This is a genomic window from Halomonas sp. HNIBRBA4712 (assembly GCF_043558675.1).
Classification (GTDB): domain Bacteria; phylum Pseudomonadota; class Gammaproteobacteria; order Pseudomonadales; family Halomonadaceae; genus Vreelandella.
In genome coordinates this window covers 226,650-243,117 of sequence record NZ_JBIFXR010000006.1, presented here as the reverse complement: position 1 = coordinate 243,117, position 16,468 = coordinate 226,650, and the positions used below count along the sequence as shown (strand labels likewise).

Annotated in this window: 12 protein-coding genes; 4 read left to right on the top strand and 8 right to left on the bottom strand. The window is 64.1% G+C overall.

Annotated features, from left to right (window positions below):
* Positions 1-53 precede the first annotated feature (53 nt).
* Both ACGK9R_RS13390 and tal read left to right on the top strand, forming a co-directional pair.
* Complete coding sequence (locus tag ACGK9R_RS13390) at positions 54-1,694, top strand: methyl-accepting chemotaxis protein (RefSeq protein WP_394582014.1); 1,641 nt, start codon at positions 54-56, stop codon at positions 1,692-1,694.
* A 27-nt stretch (positions 1,695-1,721) separates the two neighbouring features.
* The gene (tal, locus tag ACGK9R_RS13385; RefSeq protein ID WP_394582012.1) at positions 1,722-2,660 is read left to right on the top strand and encodes a transaldolase; all 939 of its coding nucleotides are present in this window, start codon (positions 1,722-1,724) and stop codon (positions 2,658-2,660) included.
* Positions 2,661-2,749: 89 nt separating this feature from the next.
* Here tal and ACGK9R_RS13380 read toward each other — a convergent pair whose 3' ends face one another.
* The 8 genes from ACGK9R_RS13380 to ACGK9R_RS13345 all read right to left on the bottom strand — a co-directional run bounded on the left by ACGK9R_RS13380 (position 2,750) and on the right by ACGK9R_RS13345 (position 13,972).
* Positions 2,750-3,265: an STAS domain-containing protein gene (locus ACGK9R_RS13380; protein ID WP_394582010.1), complete on the bottom strand. Its 516-nt coding sequence runs from the start codon at positions 3,263-3,265 to the stop codon at positions 2,750-2,752.
* Positions 3,255-4,448, bottom strand: coding sequence for a PP2C family protein-serine/threonine phosphatase (locus ACGK9R_RS13375; protein WP_394582008.1), 1,194 nt, complete (start codon positions 4,446-4,448; stop codon positions 3,255-3,257). Before ACGK9R_RS13375 ends, ACGK9R_RS13380 begins: the two co-directional genes overlap by 11 nt.
* Before the next feature lie 8 nt (positions 4,449-4,456).
* Positions 4,457-5,227 carry a VacJ family lipoprotein gene (locus tag ACGK9R_RS13370; RefSeq protein ID WP_394582042.1) on the bottom strand — a complete coding sequence of 257 codons (771 nt, stop codon included), beginning with the start codon at positions 5,225-5,227 and terminating at the stop codon, positions 4,457-4,459.
* Between the two features lie 189 nt (positions 5,228-5,416).
* Positions 5,417-6,538: a beta-ketoacyl-ACP synthase III gene (locus tag ACGK9R_RS13365; RefSeq protein ID WP_394582007.1), complete on the bottom strand. Its 1,122-nt coding sequence runs from the start codon at positions 6,536-6,538 to the stop codon at positions 5,417-5,419.
* 62 nt (positions 6,539-6,600) lie between these two features.
* Complete coding sequence (gene hrpA / locus ACGK9R_RS13360; RefSeq protein WP_394582006.1) at positions 6,601-10,584, bottom strand: ATP-dependent RNA helicase HrpA; 3,984 nt, start codon at positions 10,582-10,584, stop codon at positions 6,601-6,603.
* 119 nt (positions 10,585-10,703) lie between these two features.
* Complete coding sequence (locus ACGK9R_RS13355) at positions 10,704-12,386, bottom strand: AMP-binding protein (protein WP_394582005.1); 1,683 nt, start codon at positions 12,384-12,386, stop codon at positions 10,704-10,706.
* Between the two features lie 272 nt (positions 12,387-12,658).
* Positions 12,659-13,438: a class II glutamine amidotransferase gene (locus ACGK9R_RS13350; protein WP_394582003.1), complete on the bottom strand. Its 780-nt coding sequence runs from the start codon at positions 13,436-13,438 to the stop codon at positions 12,659-12,661.
* 24 nt (positions 13,439-13,462) lie between these two features.
* Positions 13,463-13,972, bottom strand: coding sequence for a hypothetical protein (locus ACGK9R_RS13345; protein WP_394582002.1), 510 nt, complete (start codon positions 13,970-13,972; stop codon positions 13,463-13,465).
* Positions 13,973-14,033: 61 nt separating this feature from the next.
* Between ACGK9R_RS13345 and ACGK9R_RS13340 the strand changes: the two genes are divergently transcribed.
* The gene (locus ACGK9R_RS13340) at positions 14,034-16,118 is read left to right on the top strand and encodes a S9 family peptidase (RefSeq protein ID WP_394582000.1); all 2,085 of its coding nucleotides are present in this window, start codon (positions 14,034-14,036) and stop codon (positions 16,116-16,118) included.
* A gap of 222 nt (positions 16,119-16,340) precedes the next feature.
* A complete protein-coding gene (locus ACGK9R_RS13335) occupies positions 16,341-16,466 on the top strand; it encodes a hypothetical protein (protein WP_394581999.1) in 126 nt (41 codons plus the stop codon).
* The last annotated feature ends 2 nt before the right edge of the window (positions 16,467-16,468 follow it).

Genomic DNA, 16,468 nt, shown 5'->3' with positions numbered 1-16,468 from the left:
CGTAACAAACCTTGCTTAAGCTGGGCGCCACTACCCCCGCGTTCGGAACTCTCATGACCCTAAAGGCGCTCAACCACCTTTCGCTACGCACGCTGGCGCTCGCCGCGCTCTCGCTCATCACGCTTTGCGTTCTGGCATTAGCGCTGCTGGCCTGGAGCGTGATCAAACAGGGCCAGAGCGACCTGGCACTGCTCGAACGGCTTAACGTTCAGCAGGCCTCATCGCTCAATCGCCTTCACATTGCCGGGCTCGAAGGGCTTCACCGCTTGGACCGGGCGCTGGAGCGCCAGCTCAGACCTTCGCTGGGCGACCCGGTCGCCGCACTCGAGGCGGTCGAGGGCGAAATCGACGTGATGGAGAGCGCCCGCACTGCGTTCGTCGCCGCCAGCGCCGATGTCACCGTGCGGGCGGCGCTGGATGAGGCCGCTCAAGCGCTGATTCAGGCAATGAACCAGCAGCTCGACGCGGTGCGCGCGGGCGATCGCGGCGGCTACCGCCAGCTTACCCTTGAGGCGCTTTCCCTGAGCGAAGCGTTCAGCGAGCAGGCACGCGCCTTCTACGCGCAGGTCGACCGCCAGGGAACGGCGCTCTTGAATCACGCCGAGCAGCGCGCCGCCACCCTGGGGCGAGCGCTTCTGATCGGGGCGGCGGTTACGCTGGCCATACTGATGGTGATCGCCGCCATCGGCCAGCACTACTGTCTTTCGCCGATCAAACAGCTCGTGGCCTACCTGCGCAGGCTCGCCGAGGGCGACCTGAGCGGCGAGATCGAGCGCCGGGGGCGCAACGAAATCGGCCAGCTCTACCGCGAGCTTGACGTCATGCGCCGGGCGTTCATCGATACCGTCGCCGAGCTGCATACCCAGAGCCGCTCGATGTTCGAAAGCGCCCAACGCCTGGCGCTCGGTAGCGAGGCGCTTGCGGTACGTAGCCGCCAGCAGCGCGCCTTTCACGATACCACCACCGCCAATCTCGGTGAGCTGACCACCCATACCGCCGCCACCGTGGAGTTTGCCTTCGAGGCAGAGCGCCTGACCGCCTCGACCCAATCGCACACCGCCAACGGCAGCGAGGTGATGCGCGACTTTCTAGGCGCCATGGAGAGCATCCAGACCCGCGCCCGCGAAGTCGACGGCATCGTTGCAACGATCGACGCCATCGCCTTCCAAACCCGCCTGTTGGCGCTGAACGCCTCGGTCGAGGCGGCGCGCGCCGGCGCAGAAGGCAAGGGCTTTGCGGTGGTGGCGGACGAGGTGCGCACGCTTGCCACCAAAAGCGCCGATGCCGCCCGGGAGATCAGCACCCTGCTGGCGGACTCATCCCGGCAGATCGACCAGGGCCATGCGCTTTCTCGCCGGGCGGGCGATACCCTGCGCGACGCCGCCGCCACTAGCGAGCAGGCCAACCGCTTGATGGCCCAAATCACCGACGCGGCCAAACAGCAGCACCGACATATCGAAACGCTCAACGAGGCGCTTTTTGAGCAGAGCCAGGTGACCCGGGCGAACGCCGAGCAGGTCGAGCAAGGCGCCAGGGATGCGCTGACCCTCGAGAGCATCGCCGATGCGCTGCGCGACGCCGCCGCCGGCTTCACGATTGCCACGGACCATCCGCAAAGGCTTGCCTTTGCGCCGCAGGAGAACCGCCTACACCCAGCGAACAATATTCACAGCCCCGAAGCCTTGCTAGAGTAGAGCTCATTCAACGAGAAGGAGCCTTACATGAATAACAGCTTACTGGCGCAGCTCAAGGAGATGACCAAGGTGGTCGCTGACACCGGCGATCTCGAGGCGATCCGCCGCTTTCGTCCGGAAGACGCCACCACCAACCCGTCGCTGATTCTGCAGGCGGCGCAGCAGGAGGACCGCCGCGAGCGGCTGGCCGTGATCGCCCGTGAAAGTGCCGACATCGACGAAGCGGTGGACCGGGTAGCGGTGGAGATCGGCACGGAGATCAGCGAGCTGGTGCCCGGTTTTGTCTCCACCGAGGTGAGCTCACGACTCTCCTTCGATCGCGACGCCACGATCAAAAAGGCGCATTCACTGATCGAGCGCTACGCCCGTAACGGCGTAGGCGCCGAGCGCATCCTGATCAAGACCGCCTCCACCTGGGAGGGCATTCAAGCCGCGCGGCAGCTCGAGCGTGATGGCATCCGCACCAACCTGACGCTACTCTTTGGCTTCGCCCAGGCGCGCGCCTGCGCCGACGCCGGCGCTACCCTGATCTCGCCTTTCGTCGGGCGCATTCTCGACTGGCATAAGGCGCAAAACCCGGACGGCGATTTCAGCGGCGAAAACGACCCGGGCGTGGCCTCGGTCAAGCGTATTTTCGAGTACTACAAGGCGCACGGCTACGCCACCATTGTCATGGGCGCGAGCTTTCGAAACCTCGACGAAATCAAGCATCTTGCCGGCTGCGACCGCCTGACCATTTCACCGGCGCTGCTCAACGAGCTCGACGAGCAGCAAGGCCATCTCGAGCGCCAGCTGAATGCGGCCGCGGCCAGCGAAAGCGCGGCTTCGCCGCTTGGTGAGCCGGATTTCCGCTGGGCGATGAACGACGACGAGATGGCCAATGACAAGCTCGCCGAAGGGATCCGCAAGTTCATGGCCGATCAGAAGAAGCTCGAGGAGCTTTTGGGCAAACTACGCCAGCAGTGATCGGCACGCGTCGGGTAATCCGGCGGCCATGAAAAAACCCCGCCGCGTTCATCGACGCGGTGGGGTTTTTCATGTTCGATCGCGCTGGCTCAGTGAACCGGCGTGCCCTGGGATTCGAGCATCTCGACCAGCGACTGGAACTGTTCGCGGTTGTGCTCGCTCATGTGCATGAGCAGGCGGTGCGCTTCGAGAATCCGGTCGCGCAGGCCCTCTTCGTCGGACGGCACTTCGGGAAGCTCGGTGAGTACCGCGTCGAGCGCATCGGCATCCTTTAACGGCGCGCCGACCAGGGTAAAAAAGCGCTCGAAACCCATGACGTCGAGCATCTTCTGGATATCCGGGTTATCGACGACGATGGTCGGCGGATGCTCCAGGCGCCCTTTTACCGCCATTGCCACCTTGGCCAGAAACCCCAGCGCGCTCGAATCGACGTTGGTCGCCTCGCGCAGGTCGATGATCACCGAGCGAAGCCCCGGCGTGTCGGCCAGCCGCTTCGCCTGGACATCGAGCGTGGCGCAGAGCGTCAAGCGCACGTCGCCGCAGAGTTTTAGAATAAAAACCCCGGAATCGAACGCCGCCTTGATGCGGCCTTCCTCAATCAGCATGACCAAATCCGCTCACCATCATGATTGTCAGATCGTCGGGTAACGCGCTGCGCTCATCGTCTGACGCCTGTGCCGCTTCGCCCGCCATCATCGGGGCGGCGCAGCGCACCAGCCGCTCGCGCAACTGCTCGAGTGTGTCACTGTCGCTTACTAATTGCTCAAGCTCCGTGAGCCGCGTGTCGAGCGTCTTACCCGGCAAGCATTCCAATACGCCGTCTGAACAGAGCCACAGGCGAAAGTCAGGCGGTAGTTCACAGCGAAGCGACGGGTAGTCGATATCGGGGAAAAGTCCGACCGGCATGCCCTCCCCCTCGAGGCGGGAAAGCGTATTTCCCGCCACCAGAATCGGCATTGGCAGCTGTGCACCGAGCGAATAGTGAAGCGTCCGGGTCTCGTGGTCAATCACTCCGACGAAAAGCGTCGCGTGCTTGCCGATATCGGTATCCTGAAGCTCACGGTTGAGTGCCTTGAGCGATTTGGCCGCCCAACGTTCCGGGTGGGTGCCGTCCCACTCGTTGAGCCAGCGGTTGAACAGGTACTTCAAGAGCACCGTGACGAACGCCGAGGAAGCGCCGTGGCCGGCGACATCGGCGAAGTAGAACGCGCTGAAGCGCGCGCTGTAGCGCTGATAGTCGAGAAAGTCGCCGGAAAGATAGAGCGATGGCGCAAACAAGTAGTCGAACCGAACATCATTGAGCGTGCGCGGGTGCGCCGGCAGCAGGCGCCGCTGGATATGGCCCCCGCTTTGCTGGTCCATGCGCAGAAGCGCCAGATGGGTCTCGAGACTCTCGTTGAGCTCCTCGAGACGCACCCGGTCGCGCTCGCGCTCGCGGGCCAGCGCATTGAGCTCTACCGCCTTGCGGATCATGCGGCGCAAGAGCTCGGCGTGGCGCAGCGGATCGATGATGTGATCGAGCAAGCCGCTGTCGACCGCCTGGATCAGCGCCGCATCTTCGCGCGAGTTAGTGACCACCAGGGTCGGCACGCGCGCGGCAAGCTCGGCCCAGAGCGTGCGCGGCACCACCCCGGCGCGTGCCACCACCAGCGCGGTACTTTCCGGCAGCTGCTCGATATCCGTGGCCGCCAGAACCGCCATGTCATGGCAGGTGATCGCCCGGGTGAGCGCGTCGCGCTCCTGCCCCGGCGCATCGATGACCGCGATCAGGTGTTTTTTGGCCTTCATGTCAGGGCTCAATCGGCGACGCGGTCGTCGCTAAAGTCGTCGTCGTTGAAGTCGTCGTCGCTGAAGTCGTCATCGCTGAAATCGTCGTCGCCAAAGTCCGCGTCATCGAACTCGAAGCTGTCCATGGCGAAGGGGTCGTCGCCGAGCTCGCCGTCATTGATCAGGAACTGGCGGCGCTGCAGGTAGGCATCGCGAATGAACTGGTAGCGGTCACCGCTGATCAGCGACTCCTGATCCAGAAGCCCTGCGCGGGTATCGACGATGTTGAGCGCCGTCAAACCGATGCGCCAGGCATCGTCCTCGACATAGGTATTCGGATGCGCGGCAATATCCGCCGGCAGGCCGGCAGAGTCGCGCAGCGTGCTCGGCCCCAGAAGCGGCAGCACCAGATAGCGCGAATCGGTCCAGCCCCAGGTCGCGAGCGTCTGGCCGAAGTCCTCCTCGTCGGCGGTGATCTGCATGTGCGTGGCGTAGTCCAGAAGTCCGCCAATGCCCACCGTCGAGTTGATCAGAAAGCGCGAGGTGGCAAGGCCCGCGTTGGCCGGCTTGCCCTGCAAAAGGCTATTGATCGCGGTGCGAATCTCGGTCAGGTTGGAGAAAAAATTGCCCACGCCGGTCTGTACCGGGCCGGGCGTCACGGTGCGATAGCCGGTGGCAACGGGCTTGAGCGCATAGCGGTCGAGCACGTCGTTGAAGGCGAACACGCGCCGGTTGAAGGTCTCCCAGGGGTCGTCCGGATTCGTGGGCTGGGATGTCTGCGTGCTGGCACAGCCGGACATGGCAAGCGTCGCCAGCAGTACGACCGGCACCGCGCGCTTGAGTCCACAGGCGTTGAAAGTGTTTGCCCTGGACGCAGTTGATAACCCTGACATGATGATTCCCTCGATTACAGGTCTGTCCCGCTTTTGATGTTTTGGTACCGCGCTTATTGGCAGCGTCGTTACTGGCAACCGGTTACTGGCAACCCGTTATTGACAACGTAGTACGACGCTACCGGCGCTATAGCCCGCTCCGAAAGAGCAGATCAGGCCAATCTCTCCCGCCTTGAGATCGTTGCGATGCAGATGGAACGCGATGATCGAACCGGCGGAGCTTGTATTAGCGTAGCGATCAAGAATGATTGGTGCCTGGGTTTCGCTCGGTTCATGGCCCAGCACCTTGCGCGCGATCAGGTCATTCATGTGCTGATTGGCCTGATGCAGCCACATCCGCGACAGATCCTCGCCAGCAAGCTGAAGCGACTCAAGGTGCGCGGTAATGAGGCTTGCCACCATCGGGCACACCTCCTTGAACACCTGGCGCCCCTGCTGAACGAAAAGTTTGTCGACCCCCAACGGGTCGCTGTCGGTCACGCGGTTCAAGAAGCCGGAGTTGTTGCGAATGGCGTTGGAGAACCGGGTGACCAGCCGCGTGCCCAGCACTTCGAAGCGCTGCTCTGCTACGGCGAGATCGGCGCGTTCGAGCACCATCGCGGTACAGGCATCGCCGAAGATGAAGTGGCTGTCGCGGTCGGTGAAATTCAGATGCGCCGAACAGATCTCGGGGCTGACGACCAGCGCCCGCGATACGCGGCCAGCGGCGATGGCGTTGGCCGCGGTTTCGATGGCAAAGGTCGCCGAGCTGCAGGCCACGTTCATGTCGAAGCCGTAACCGGCGGTGCCCAGCGCGTCTTGAATTTCCACCGCGACCGCCGGGTAGGCGCGCTCCAGATTCGAGCAGGCGACGATCACAAGCTCGATGTCGCTGGCAGCGACGCGAGCGCGCTCCAGTGCCTCACCAGCGGCCTGTACGGCCATTTCGCACTGGATCGAGGGCTCGTCATTGGCGCGCGCGGGCAGCTTCGGGCGCATCCGCTCCGGGTCGAGAATGCCGTCTGCGTTGAGCACGTAGCGGCTCTTGATGCCCGAGGCCTTCTCGATGAACTCCCGGCTCGAGTGGCCCAGCGCCTGGCGGCTGCCCGCTTCGATCTCGGCACTGTGGCGCGCATTAAAACGGTCCACGTAGGTGTTGAAGGCCTTCACCAGCGCTTCGTTGTCGATGGCGTGCGGCGGCGTGTAGAGGCCGGTGCCGGTAATCACCACGTTGTTCATGCGGGTTCTCCTGTTGGCGGCGCCTGAAGGCTTCATTGTCGGCCGTTTTAGTCTGAATTGGCTCAGGGGCGCGTGATTTCTTCCCAGTGCTTCTCGAGCCGCTTGACCGAGACAGGCATCTGCGTGCCGAGCTGCTGGGCAAAAAGAGATACGCGAAGCTCCTGAATCCACCAGCCGAAGCCGACCAGCGCCGGATCCTCGACCCGACCGCGGCGCTCGCTTTCGCGCCTTGAGTCGAACTTCGCCTCCAGCGCCTGGAGGTCGTTCATCATCATCTGGTCGCGGCCACGCTCGCGCCCGGCCTTCTCCAGGCGGATCAGCGCGGCCTCGAAATAGCGAGGGTACTCCGAAAGCCACGCCCCCGCATCCCGGATGAAACCGGGGTAGACCAGCCGCTGCATCTGGGCGCGCACGTCGCTATAGACCAGCGCCTGGGAGAAGTCGAGGTTGCCCTTGAGCCGCTTGGCAAGCTCCAGATGCCCCTTGAGCGCGGCTTCCACGTCCTTGAGCAGCGCCTGAGCGTGCGTTACGAGCTCGCCTTTGACCTGCGCCAGGCGCGTTTCGAGCTCCCCCGCCGAGCGCGGCAGTGGATCGATCGCCACTATCTGGGTAAACACCGCCAGCAATACGTCGTTGATGAAAGCGGACTTCGCGCCGACGTTGGTAAACAGCAGCGCGCTCTTCTCGAGCGCGGGCAGCTCGCGAATCGCCTTCACCTGCTCGCCGGACTTGGTGATTGCAAGGCGCGCCACGCCCTCGCGGTGCGCCGCCTCGGCCTTCGCCGGGTGATCGAAAAGCGCCACCTTGAAGGCGTCACTTTCGCTGGTCAGCGCCGGGTACGCCTCGACGCGGATGCCCGCTTGAGTCGTCACCCGGGACTCGGGCAGCGGCGTTTCGGGCAGCTCGTCGAGGCTCGGCGCCTGGGTCGCCTCCTTCGCCAGCGCCTGGGCCCCGAGACTGGCCGCCTGTTCGAAGCGCTTTTCCAGCGCGCGCACGTCGCGCCCCTGGCCCAGGGTCTTGCCGGCGTGGTCGACCACGCGCACGTTCATGATCAGGTGCGCCTCGAGCTGGTCGAGGCGCCAGTCATCCGGGTGTACCCGCGTGCCGGTGCGCTGGCGCAAAAACTCGCCCAGCGCCTCAGTGAGCGGGCGCTCGTCCGGGTGCAGCGTTTGCAGCGCGGCGTCGACCCAGTCCGGAATCGGCACCACCTGGCGGCGAAGGCTCTTGGGCAGCGACTTCAAAAGCGCGATGCACTTCTCGCGCAGAAGCCCTGGCACCAGCCAGTCGAGGGCGTGCACCGGCAGCTGCGAGAGCATCGCCGCGGGCACGGTCAGGGTGACGCCGTCATTCTCGGCGCGCGGCTCGAAATGGTAGCTCACCGGGTAGGCCACGCCGCCCAACGTCAAATAATCCGGGTACTGAGCGCGGGTGACGTCCTCGGTGTCGCGCGCCTTGAGCGAGGCGATATCGAACTTCAAGAGCTCAGGCGTTTCGCGCTCGGCCTGCTTTCGCCAGTGCTCGAAGCCCTTGCCGTTGACCACGTCACCCGGGATGCGCTCGTCGTAGAAGGCGTAAAGCGTCTCTTCGTCGACCAGAATGTCGCGGCGCCGGGCGCGATCCTCGAGCGCCTCGACCTCCTCGATCAGCGCGCGATTATGGGCAAAAAACGCGCCCTGGGTCTGAAACTCGCCTTCGACCAGCGCGCGGCGGATGAATATCTCGCGCGACTCTTTTGGCTCGATAGCGCCATAGTTGACCCGGCGCCGGGCAACGATCGGCAGGCCGAACAGCGTCACCTGCTCGAAGGCCACCACCTGAGCGCGCTTTTTCTCCCAGTGAGGCTCGCTGTAGCTGCGCTTGACCAGGTGCTCGGCCAGGGGCTCGATCCAGGTCGGGTCGATTTTGGCCACGGTGCGGGCATAGAGTTTGGTGGTCTCAACCAGCTCAAACGCCATCACCCACTTGGGGCTCTTTTTGGCCAGCCCCGAACCCGGGTGAATGAAGAACTTGCGGTTGCGCGCGCCGAGATACTCGCGATTCTCGAGCAAATTACCCAGATTCGACAAAAGCCCCGAAAGCAGCGACTGGTGCAGGCGCCCGGAGGTCTTGCGCCGCGCCTGGCGCGCCTGCTCTTCGCTCTGCTCCTCGTTGTCAGGCTGCGGCCCGGGCACCTCGATCTCCATATCGCGCAGAAGCTGGCGAAGCTGGCGGAAGGTGTCGTGCCACTCGCGCATGCGAAGGTAGTTGATGTAGTGCTCGCGACACCAGCGGCGCAATTGATTGCCCGAGAGCGCGCCGCGGGCGTTTTCGATGCCGTGCCACAAATTCAAAAGCGCCACGAAGTCGGAGTCCGGGTCGTGCCAGCGTTGATGGGCCTGGTCGGCAGCCTGGCGTTTGTCCGCCGGGCGCTCGCGCGGATCCTGAATCGCCAGCGCCGAGACCACCACAAGCACGTCGCGAAGGCACTGGCGGCTGGCGCCTTCGAGCACCATGCGGGCCAGGCGCGGATCGATGGGAAGCCTTGCGAGCTTGCGACCGAGCCCGCTGATCTGCTCCTTGTGATCCACCGCGCCAAGCTCGAACAGCAGCCGAAAGCCATCCTTGACGAAGCGGCTATCCGGCGGGTCGACGAAGGGAAACGCCTCGATGTTGCCAAGTTTCAGGGAGAGCATCGAGAGGATCACCGAGGCGAGATTGGTGCGCTGGATCTCCGGGTCGGTGAACGCCGGCCGGGCGAGAAAATCTTCCTCGTCGTAAAGGCGGATGCACACGCCTTCGGCGACGCGCCCACAGCGGCCCTTGCGCTGGTTGGCGCTGGCCTGGCTGATCGGCTCGATGGGCAGGCGCTGAATTTTCGCCCGGTAGCTGTAGCGGCTGATGCGCACAAGCCCTGGATCGATCACGTAGCGAATACCGGGCACGGTGAGCGAGGTTTCCGCCACGTTGGTGGCCAGCACGATACGCCGCCCGCGGTGCGGGGCGAACACGCGGTTCTGCTCCTCGTTGGAGAGCCTGGCGTAGAGCGGCAGCACCTCGGTGCCCTTGAAATCGGCGCGGCGCAGGGTATCCGCGGTTTCACGGATCTCCCGCTCGCCGGGTAGAAAGATCAGCACGTCTCGCGGGCCGTGCAGCCAGCCGCGCTGGCGCTCGAGCGTTTCGATCTCGGCCACCGCCTGAAGGATGCCCTCCTGGAGGGTGCGATCCTCTTCGTCGTCGTCGTTTCTGACCAGCGGGCGGTAGAGCACGTCGACATCAAACGCCCGCCCGGAGACCTCGACCACCGGCGCGGGGGTTGCCCCATCACTGAAGTGGGCGGCGAAGCGCTCAACGTCGATGGTCGCCGAGGTGATGATGACCTTGAGGTCCGGGCGTTTGGGTAAAAGGCGCTTCAAATAGCCGAGCAGAAAGTCGATGTTGAGGCTGCGCTCGTGGGCCTCGTCGATGATGATCGTATCGTAGCGCCAGAGCATCGGGTCGTGCTGGGTTTCGGCCAGCAGAATACCGTCGGTCATCAGTTTGACCAGCGTGGTCGGCGCGCTTTGATCAAAAAAGCGGACCTGGTAGCCCACCTGCTCGCCCAGGGTCACCCCGAGCTCTTCGGAGATGCGGGTGGCGACGCTGCGCGCGGCGAGCCGCCGCGGCTGGGTATGGCCAATCAGGCCGCGGCGCCCGCGCCCCAGCTCCAGGCAGATCTTGGGCAGCTGGGTGGTCTTGCCCGAGCCGGTTTCACCGGCCACCACTACGACCTGATGATCGCGTATCGCCTCCAGAATGTCCTCGCGGCGCTCGACCACGGGCAGCCCCGCCGGATAGTCGATCGCAACCGGCGTGGCGGCCCGGCGCTCGGCGTGGCGGCGCGCCTTGTCGATCTCGCCGGCCAGTTCGTCCACGCCGCGATCGATCGGCTTACCCTCTTTCAAACGCCGCTTGAGCCCGCCCACTCTTCGCGCCAGCCGGTGGCTATCGCGAAGGGTCAACTCGTCGAGCGTGCGCTCGAACTGCGTCACCTGTTGGGCCGGGGTCAAGGGGGGCGTCTGGCTGGTCACGTTAGGCTCGGCTTCCATCTGGAGAAACAAAAAATCGGCCCGCCTGAAAAAGCGGGCCGAACAGTATAGCGCTTTCAATTGCGACAGGGCTAACCCGGCGGGCCGTCAGCGGCTAGCCCTCAGGCGTTCTCTTTCGAGGCGTCGGACTTCTCCTCGTCGCGCAGCTCGCGGCGCAGCACCTTGCCGACGTTGGTCTTGGGCAGCTCGTCACGAAACTCGATGTACTTGGGCACCTTGTAAGCGGTCAGCTCCTTCTTGCACCAGGCGCGCAGCGTTTCGGCGTCGAGATTGGCGTTTTTGGCCACCACGAAAAGTTTGATCGCCTCGCCGGCGTTGTCGTCGGGCACGCCGACCGCTGCCGCTTCGACGATATCCGGGTGGCCGGCCACCACGTCCTCGATCTCGTTGGGATACACGTTGAAGCCCGAAATCAGGATCATGTCCTTCTTACGATCGACGATGCGAATGTAGCCGTCCTCCTCGAGCACGGCGATGTCGCCGGTGTGGAACCAGCCGCCGTCGTCGATGGACTTTTTCGTCTCCTCGTCCTGATTCCAGTAGCCCTTCATCACCTGAGGGCCCTTGACGCAGAGCTCACCGGGCTCGCCGAGTGCCACGTCGTTACCGTCGGCGTCGACGGTCTTCACCGCGGTACCGGCCACCGGCTTGCCGATGGTACCCAGGCGGATGTCGTCGGTGGGGTTGAAGCTCACCACCGGCGAGGTTTCGGTCAGCCCGTACCCTTCCGCTACCGGGCAGCCGGTCACCTCTTCCCAGCGCTTGGCCACGGGTTTGGTCAACGCCATGCCGCCAGAGATGGTGAGCTTGAGATGCGAGAAGTCGAGCGCCTTGAAATCATCGCGCTGGCAAAGGGCGTTGAACAGCGTGTTGAGCCCGATGAACGCCGAAAACTTGAGCTTCGAAAGCTCCTTGACGAAGGCGGGCAGATCCCGCGGGTTGGTGATCAGCACCGAATGGTTGCCGGTCTCCATCAGAAACAGGCAGTTCACCGTAAACGTATAGATGTGATAGACCGGCAGCGGTGCGATGACGGTTTCGCTGCCGTTTTCCAGATGCGTGCCGATCGCCGCCCGCGCCTGGAGCATGTTGGCGATCAGGTTGGTATGGGTCAGCATCGCGCCCTTGGGCCGGCCGGTGGTGCCGCCGGTGTACTGCAGGGCGGCAACGTCGTCCGGCGCGCGCGTGACCGGCGTGAAGCCATCTTCGCTTGCTTTCATCACCAGGCGAAAGCCAACTGCCCCGGGCAGCCGATAGGTGGGCACCATCTTCTTGACGTACTTGACCACGGCGTTGATCAGCCAGCGCTTGGGAGCGCCGTGGAGATCGGCAAGTTCGGTGACCACGACGTGCTCGATATCGGTTTGCCCCAGCACCTTGTCGAGCTTGTGCGCCATGTTGGCCAGAATCAGGATCGCTTTGGCGCCGGAGTCCTTGAACTGGTGCGCCATTTCACGCTCGGTGTAGAGCGGATTGGTGTTGACCACTACAAGCCCCGCGCGCAGCGCGCCAAACACCGCCACCGGAAACTGCAGCACGTTGGGCAACTGGATGGCGATGCGATCGCCGGGCTCGAGATTCGTCTCGTTCTGAACCCAGCTGGCGAACCGGGCGGCGTGGCGGTCGAGCTCGGCAAAGCTCAGGGTCTGCCCCATGCAGCTGAACGCGGGCCTGTCGGGGTAGCGCTTGACCGCCTGATTAAAGACGTCGACGACCGAATCGTACTGATCCAACCCTTCAAGCTCCGGGCCGTTGAGAATGTAAGCATCGGCGTGTTCGCTCATGGTGCTATCTCCGCTATCCGTGTCGATAAGTGAACCGACCTTGTTATTGTGAACCTTGTTATTGTGGACCTTGCGATTTTGAAACGTGCCATTGTGGGTCTGACTAACCAGGCCCAGGGTGCGTTTTTCCACACAGTGACTGATCGCCACGATATACGAGGGGGTCAAGGCTGTAAAACGCTCGCTTGAAACTACTGTTTCAACGCTGCCCGCCAACTCCGGGAACACGCCCCGTCGATCTGACACTCTTGAGTATGAGGCCCCGGGCTTCATTATGGTTCGTAACGCGCCATTATGCTGCCCCGCTGCCAGACCAGAAGCTCGCCCGGCACCATCGGGGTCCACACTTCGTTGTGGGTCAGCGGCGCGGTGGCGATCACCGACACCACGTCAAGCTCGGTGGTGTGCTCGCGAAAGTTCACCGTCATGTCCGCGTCGGAAAGCTCCGCCTCGCCAAACGGCGCCTTACGCGTGATATGAGCCAGTTTGGTCGAGCAGTAGCAGAAAAGCGACTCGCCGTCGGATAGCAGCAGGTTGAAAACGCCAAGACACCGCAGGCGTTCGCAGAGCGTGTGCAAAAGCTCGCCCACCGGCTCGAAAGAGTCTGGCGGGGTAGGAAAGGCGCGGCGAAGCTCGCCGAGTAGCCAGCAAAAGGCGTGCTCGCTATCGGTGCTACCCACTGGGGTGTAGACATCCAGCGGCAGCGTTTGCCACCCCTCGAGCTGGCCGTTATGGGCGTAGCACCAGGGGCGGCCCCACATTTCGCGGGTGAACGGATGGGTGTTGGAAAGACGCACGCCGCCGACATTGGCCTGGCGAATATGGCTGATAACCACGTGGGACTTGATCGGATAGTCGCAGATCAGCCGCGCGATAGGAGAATCCACCGACGGGTGCGGGTCGCGAAACTCGCGGTACCCGCCCTGCTCGTAGAAGGCGATGCCCCAGCCGTCGCGGTGGGGCCCGGTGCCGCCGCCGCGGTGCAGAAAGCCCGAAAAGCTGAAGCAGATATCCGTCGGCACGTTGGCGCTCATGCCCAGAAGCTCGCACATGGGGCTCTCCTTGCCAGTGACCTGCTAGTTGATCACCGGCTCGCGGCGGCGCGGCTCGCCGCTCGCGCCGCGCGATGCCCCACGCCGGGCCGTGGCACTACGCTTGTCGCGCGGCGGGCGCGGTGCATCGTCGCCGCCGCGGTCGCCGTCATCACGGCGCGCGGTGGCGCGCCTGGCCGGCGCGCGCTCGACCGGGCGGCGCAGCCGCCACAGCGCCACGCCCGCCAGCGCCCCCAGCGCCATGCCGATCAGAAGCCACACCAGTCCGCCCCACATGGCCGAGGCGCTACGCTCGAGAAAGCCCACCGCCGAGACCATCGCCGCCGGTGCCCAGCCGGTGTAGAACTCGTTCTCTTCGATCAGCGGCAGACTAAAGCGCGCCGGCGCCCACATCGCCCCGGCGATCGCCAACGTCAGCACCAGCCGTGGCAGGCGCGGCAAAAACATAAGCGCGAAGTAAACCGCCACCAGTACGACCAGCGAAACCCCGTAATAACTCAGCCATAGAAGTGACATCGAGCCTGTAAACAGCATAATACCCTCGTGTGGGTGAACGCACCCGCGGTTGATTTCCCGTTATGGTACCTGTCAATTTATGAAAGCACAGCCTGGCTTGCGCAAAGACTCGCCCGTGGCGCGCCACTACCTCGCCGACGACCCCCACTGGCACTGGCTCGAGCAGCGCGACGCTCACGCGGTCGAAGCCTTTCTCGAGGATGCCAACGAGGAGCACGCCCGCTGGTTTGCCCCGCTCGCCCCGCTTGCCGAGTCGCTCTACCAGGAGAACCTCGAGCGGCGCGAGCTGGCCGTCAAGAGTCTTGAGACAGCGCTCGACGTGTTTACGTTCTGGAGTGAAACCGGCGCCGACGACGACTACCCGCGCTGGTGGCGCGCGGCGCTGGACGCCTCGAGCGAGCCGGAGTGCTTTTTCGACGTCGTAGAAAGAGCCCGCGGGCACGCCTTTTTCGAGATCGGCGACATGGCCCTCACCCCGGACGAACAGTGGCTCGCCTGGAGCGAGGACACCCAGGGCGACGAGCGCTACACGCTGTGGCTGAAGGCATTGCCCAACGGCGAGCCGCGAAAGCTTGCAAGCGACGTCGGCCCGGCGCTGTGCTGGGCCGAGGATCAGACGCTCAAAGGCGCAACGCTTCTGTTCACCCGTTTTGACGCCACCCAGCGTCCGGACAGCCTGTGGCGCTGCGAAGTGGATTTCGCCCACCCGCAAGAGGACGCGCTGGCGACGCTGGTGCTGCGCGAAGAGGACCCGGAGTTTTGGCTCGGGGTGGGCAAGACCCGCTCGAAGGCGTGGCTTCTGATCGAAACCAGCGCCAAGGACACTAGCGAGATTCTCGCCCTGCCCGCCGACGCCCCGGCCACGGCGCCGCGCGTACTGCACCGCCGGGTGAAAGGCGTGGAGGCGAGTATCGACCACCGCCCGGGCACCTTCTACCGGCTACAAAATCAGGCCGGGCCCCACTTCGCCCTCGACGCGCTGGCAGAAGACGCCGACGAAGGCGCCGAGTGGCAAACGCTGATCCCCCACCGCGACGAGCAGACGCTTGAAGGCATCGACGCCTTCGCCTGGGGGCTGATGATCGCCGAGCGCAGCCACTTTGAAGCGCAAACGAGGCTCCGGCGGTTAGTGCTCGACGATAGCGGTGCCATTGAGCGCGATGACCCGATTGCGCTTACGCAAACGCCCTCCTCCCAGCTGATGGAGGACGCGCCGCACTTCGATACCACCGTGGTGACGCTGCGCGAGGAGTCGTTCACGCGCCCGGTGAGCTGGTACGAGTTGAACCTTGAGACCGGCGAACGTCGGCTCTTGAAGCGCTTGCCGGTACATGGACGCCTGGCACCCGAACAGCTCGCCAGCCGGCGCATCTGGGCGACCGCCTCGGACGGCACGCGCGTGCCGGTGTCGATCGTCGCCCGGGCGGATCTGATCGACCAACCGCTGCCGACGCTGCTGTATGGCTACGGCGCCTATGGCGAGCCGCTCGATCCCTGGTTTTCGATCGCCAGGCTTTCGCTTTTAGAGCGCGGGGTGGCGTTCGCCGTAGCCCACGTGCGCGGCGGCGGCGAGCGCGGCGAGCCCTGGTATCTGGAGGGTAAGATGGCGCACAAGGAGAATAGCTTCGGCGATTTTCTCGCCGCCCGCCAGGCGCTGGTCGACCAGGGCGCGAGCCTTGCCGATAAAATCGTCGCCTGCGGCGCCAGCGCCGGCGGGCTATTGGTGGGCGCCTGCGTCAACCGCGCCCCGGAGGCGTTCTGCGCTGCGGTCCTCGACGTGCCGTTTCTCGACGTGCTGCGCACCATGCAGAACCCGGACCTGCCGCTGACCACCGCGGAGTACAGCGAGTGGGGCAACCCGGAGGCGCCCGAGGTGTACGCCCGCATTCAGGCCTACTCGCCGGTGGACAACATCACGCCCCAGGCCTACCCGGCGCTCTGGATCGAGGGGAGCTGGTTCGACACCCGGGTAAGCTACTGGGAGCCCGCCAAGTTCTATGCCGGCGTTCGCCAGTGCCAGACCAACGACGCCCCGGTGCTGCTCTACACCGACATGGACAGCGGCCACGGCGGCGCCTCCGGGCGCTTCAAGGCGTGGAAGGATGCCGCCCGCCAGGACGCCTTCATTCTATGGGCGCTGGGGCTCACCGAGCGAACCGACTGAACACTGCTCTTGAATGCATTGATATCCAACGCAGACAGCACCCGCGGGCCGCCGCAGGGTGCTTTTTTAATTTTGAAAAGGCAGTGAATGGACGTGCGCAATATAATTTAATGAAAAAGGTTTCCACAAAACCTTTTCAACGCGTCGCGCCTGGATCATAATAGCCGTTAGTCGTATAGACGAACGTCTAATCCATGATCGCGCGAAAGCGCAGGAGACCGCATGAAATATCAGGAACAGTTCTTGACGATTTGGGACACCCCGACACTGGCCGGCGAAAAAAACGCCAAAAAGCGCACCTCGCTTTTCAAGAGCCTTGCACTGATGCTGGTGGCGCTCAAGCGTTAAGC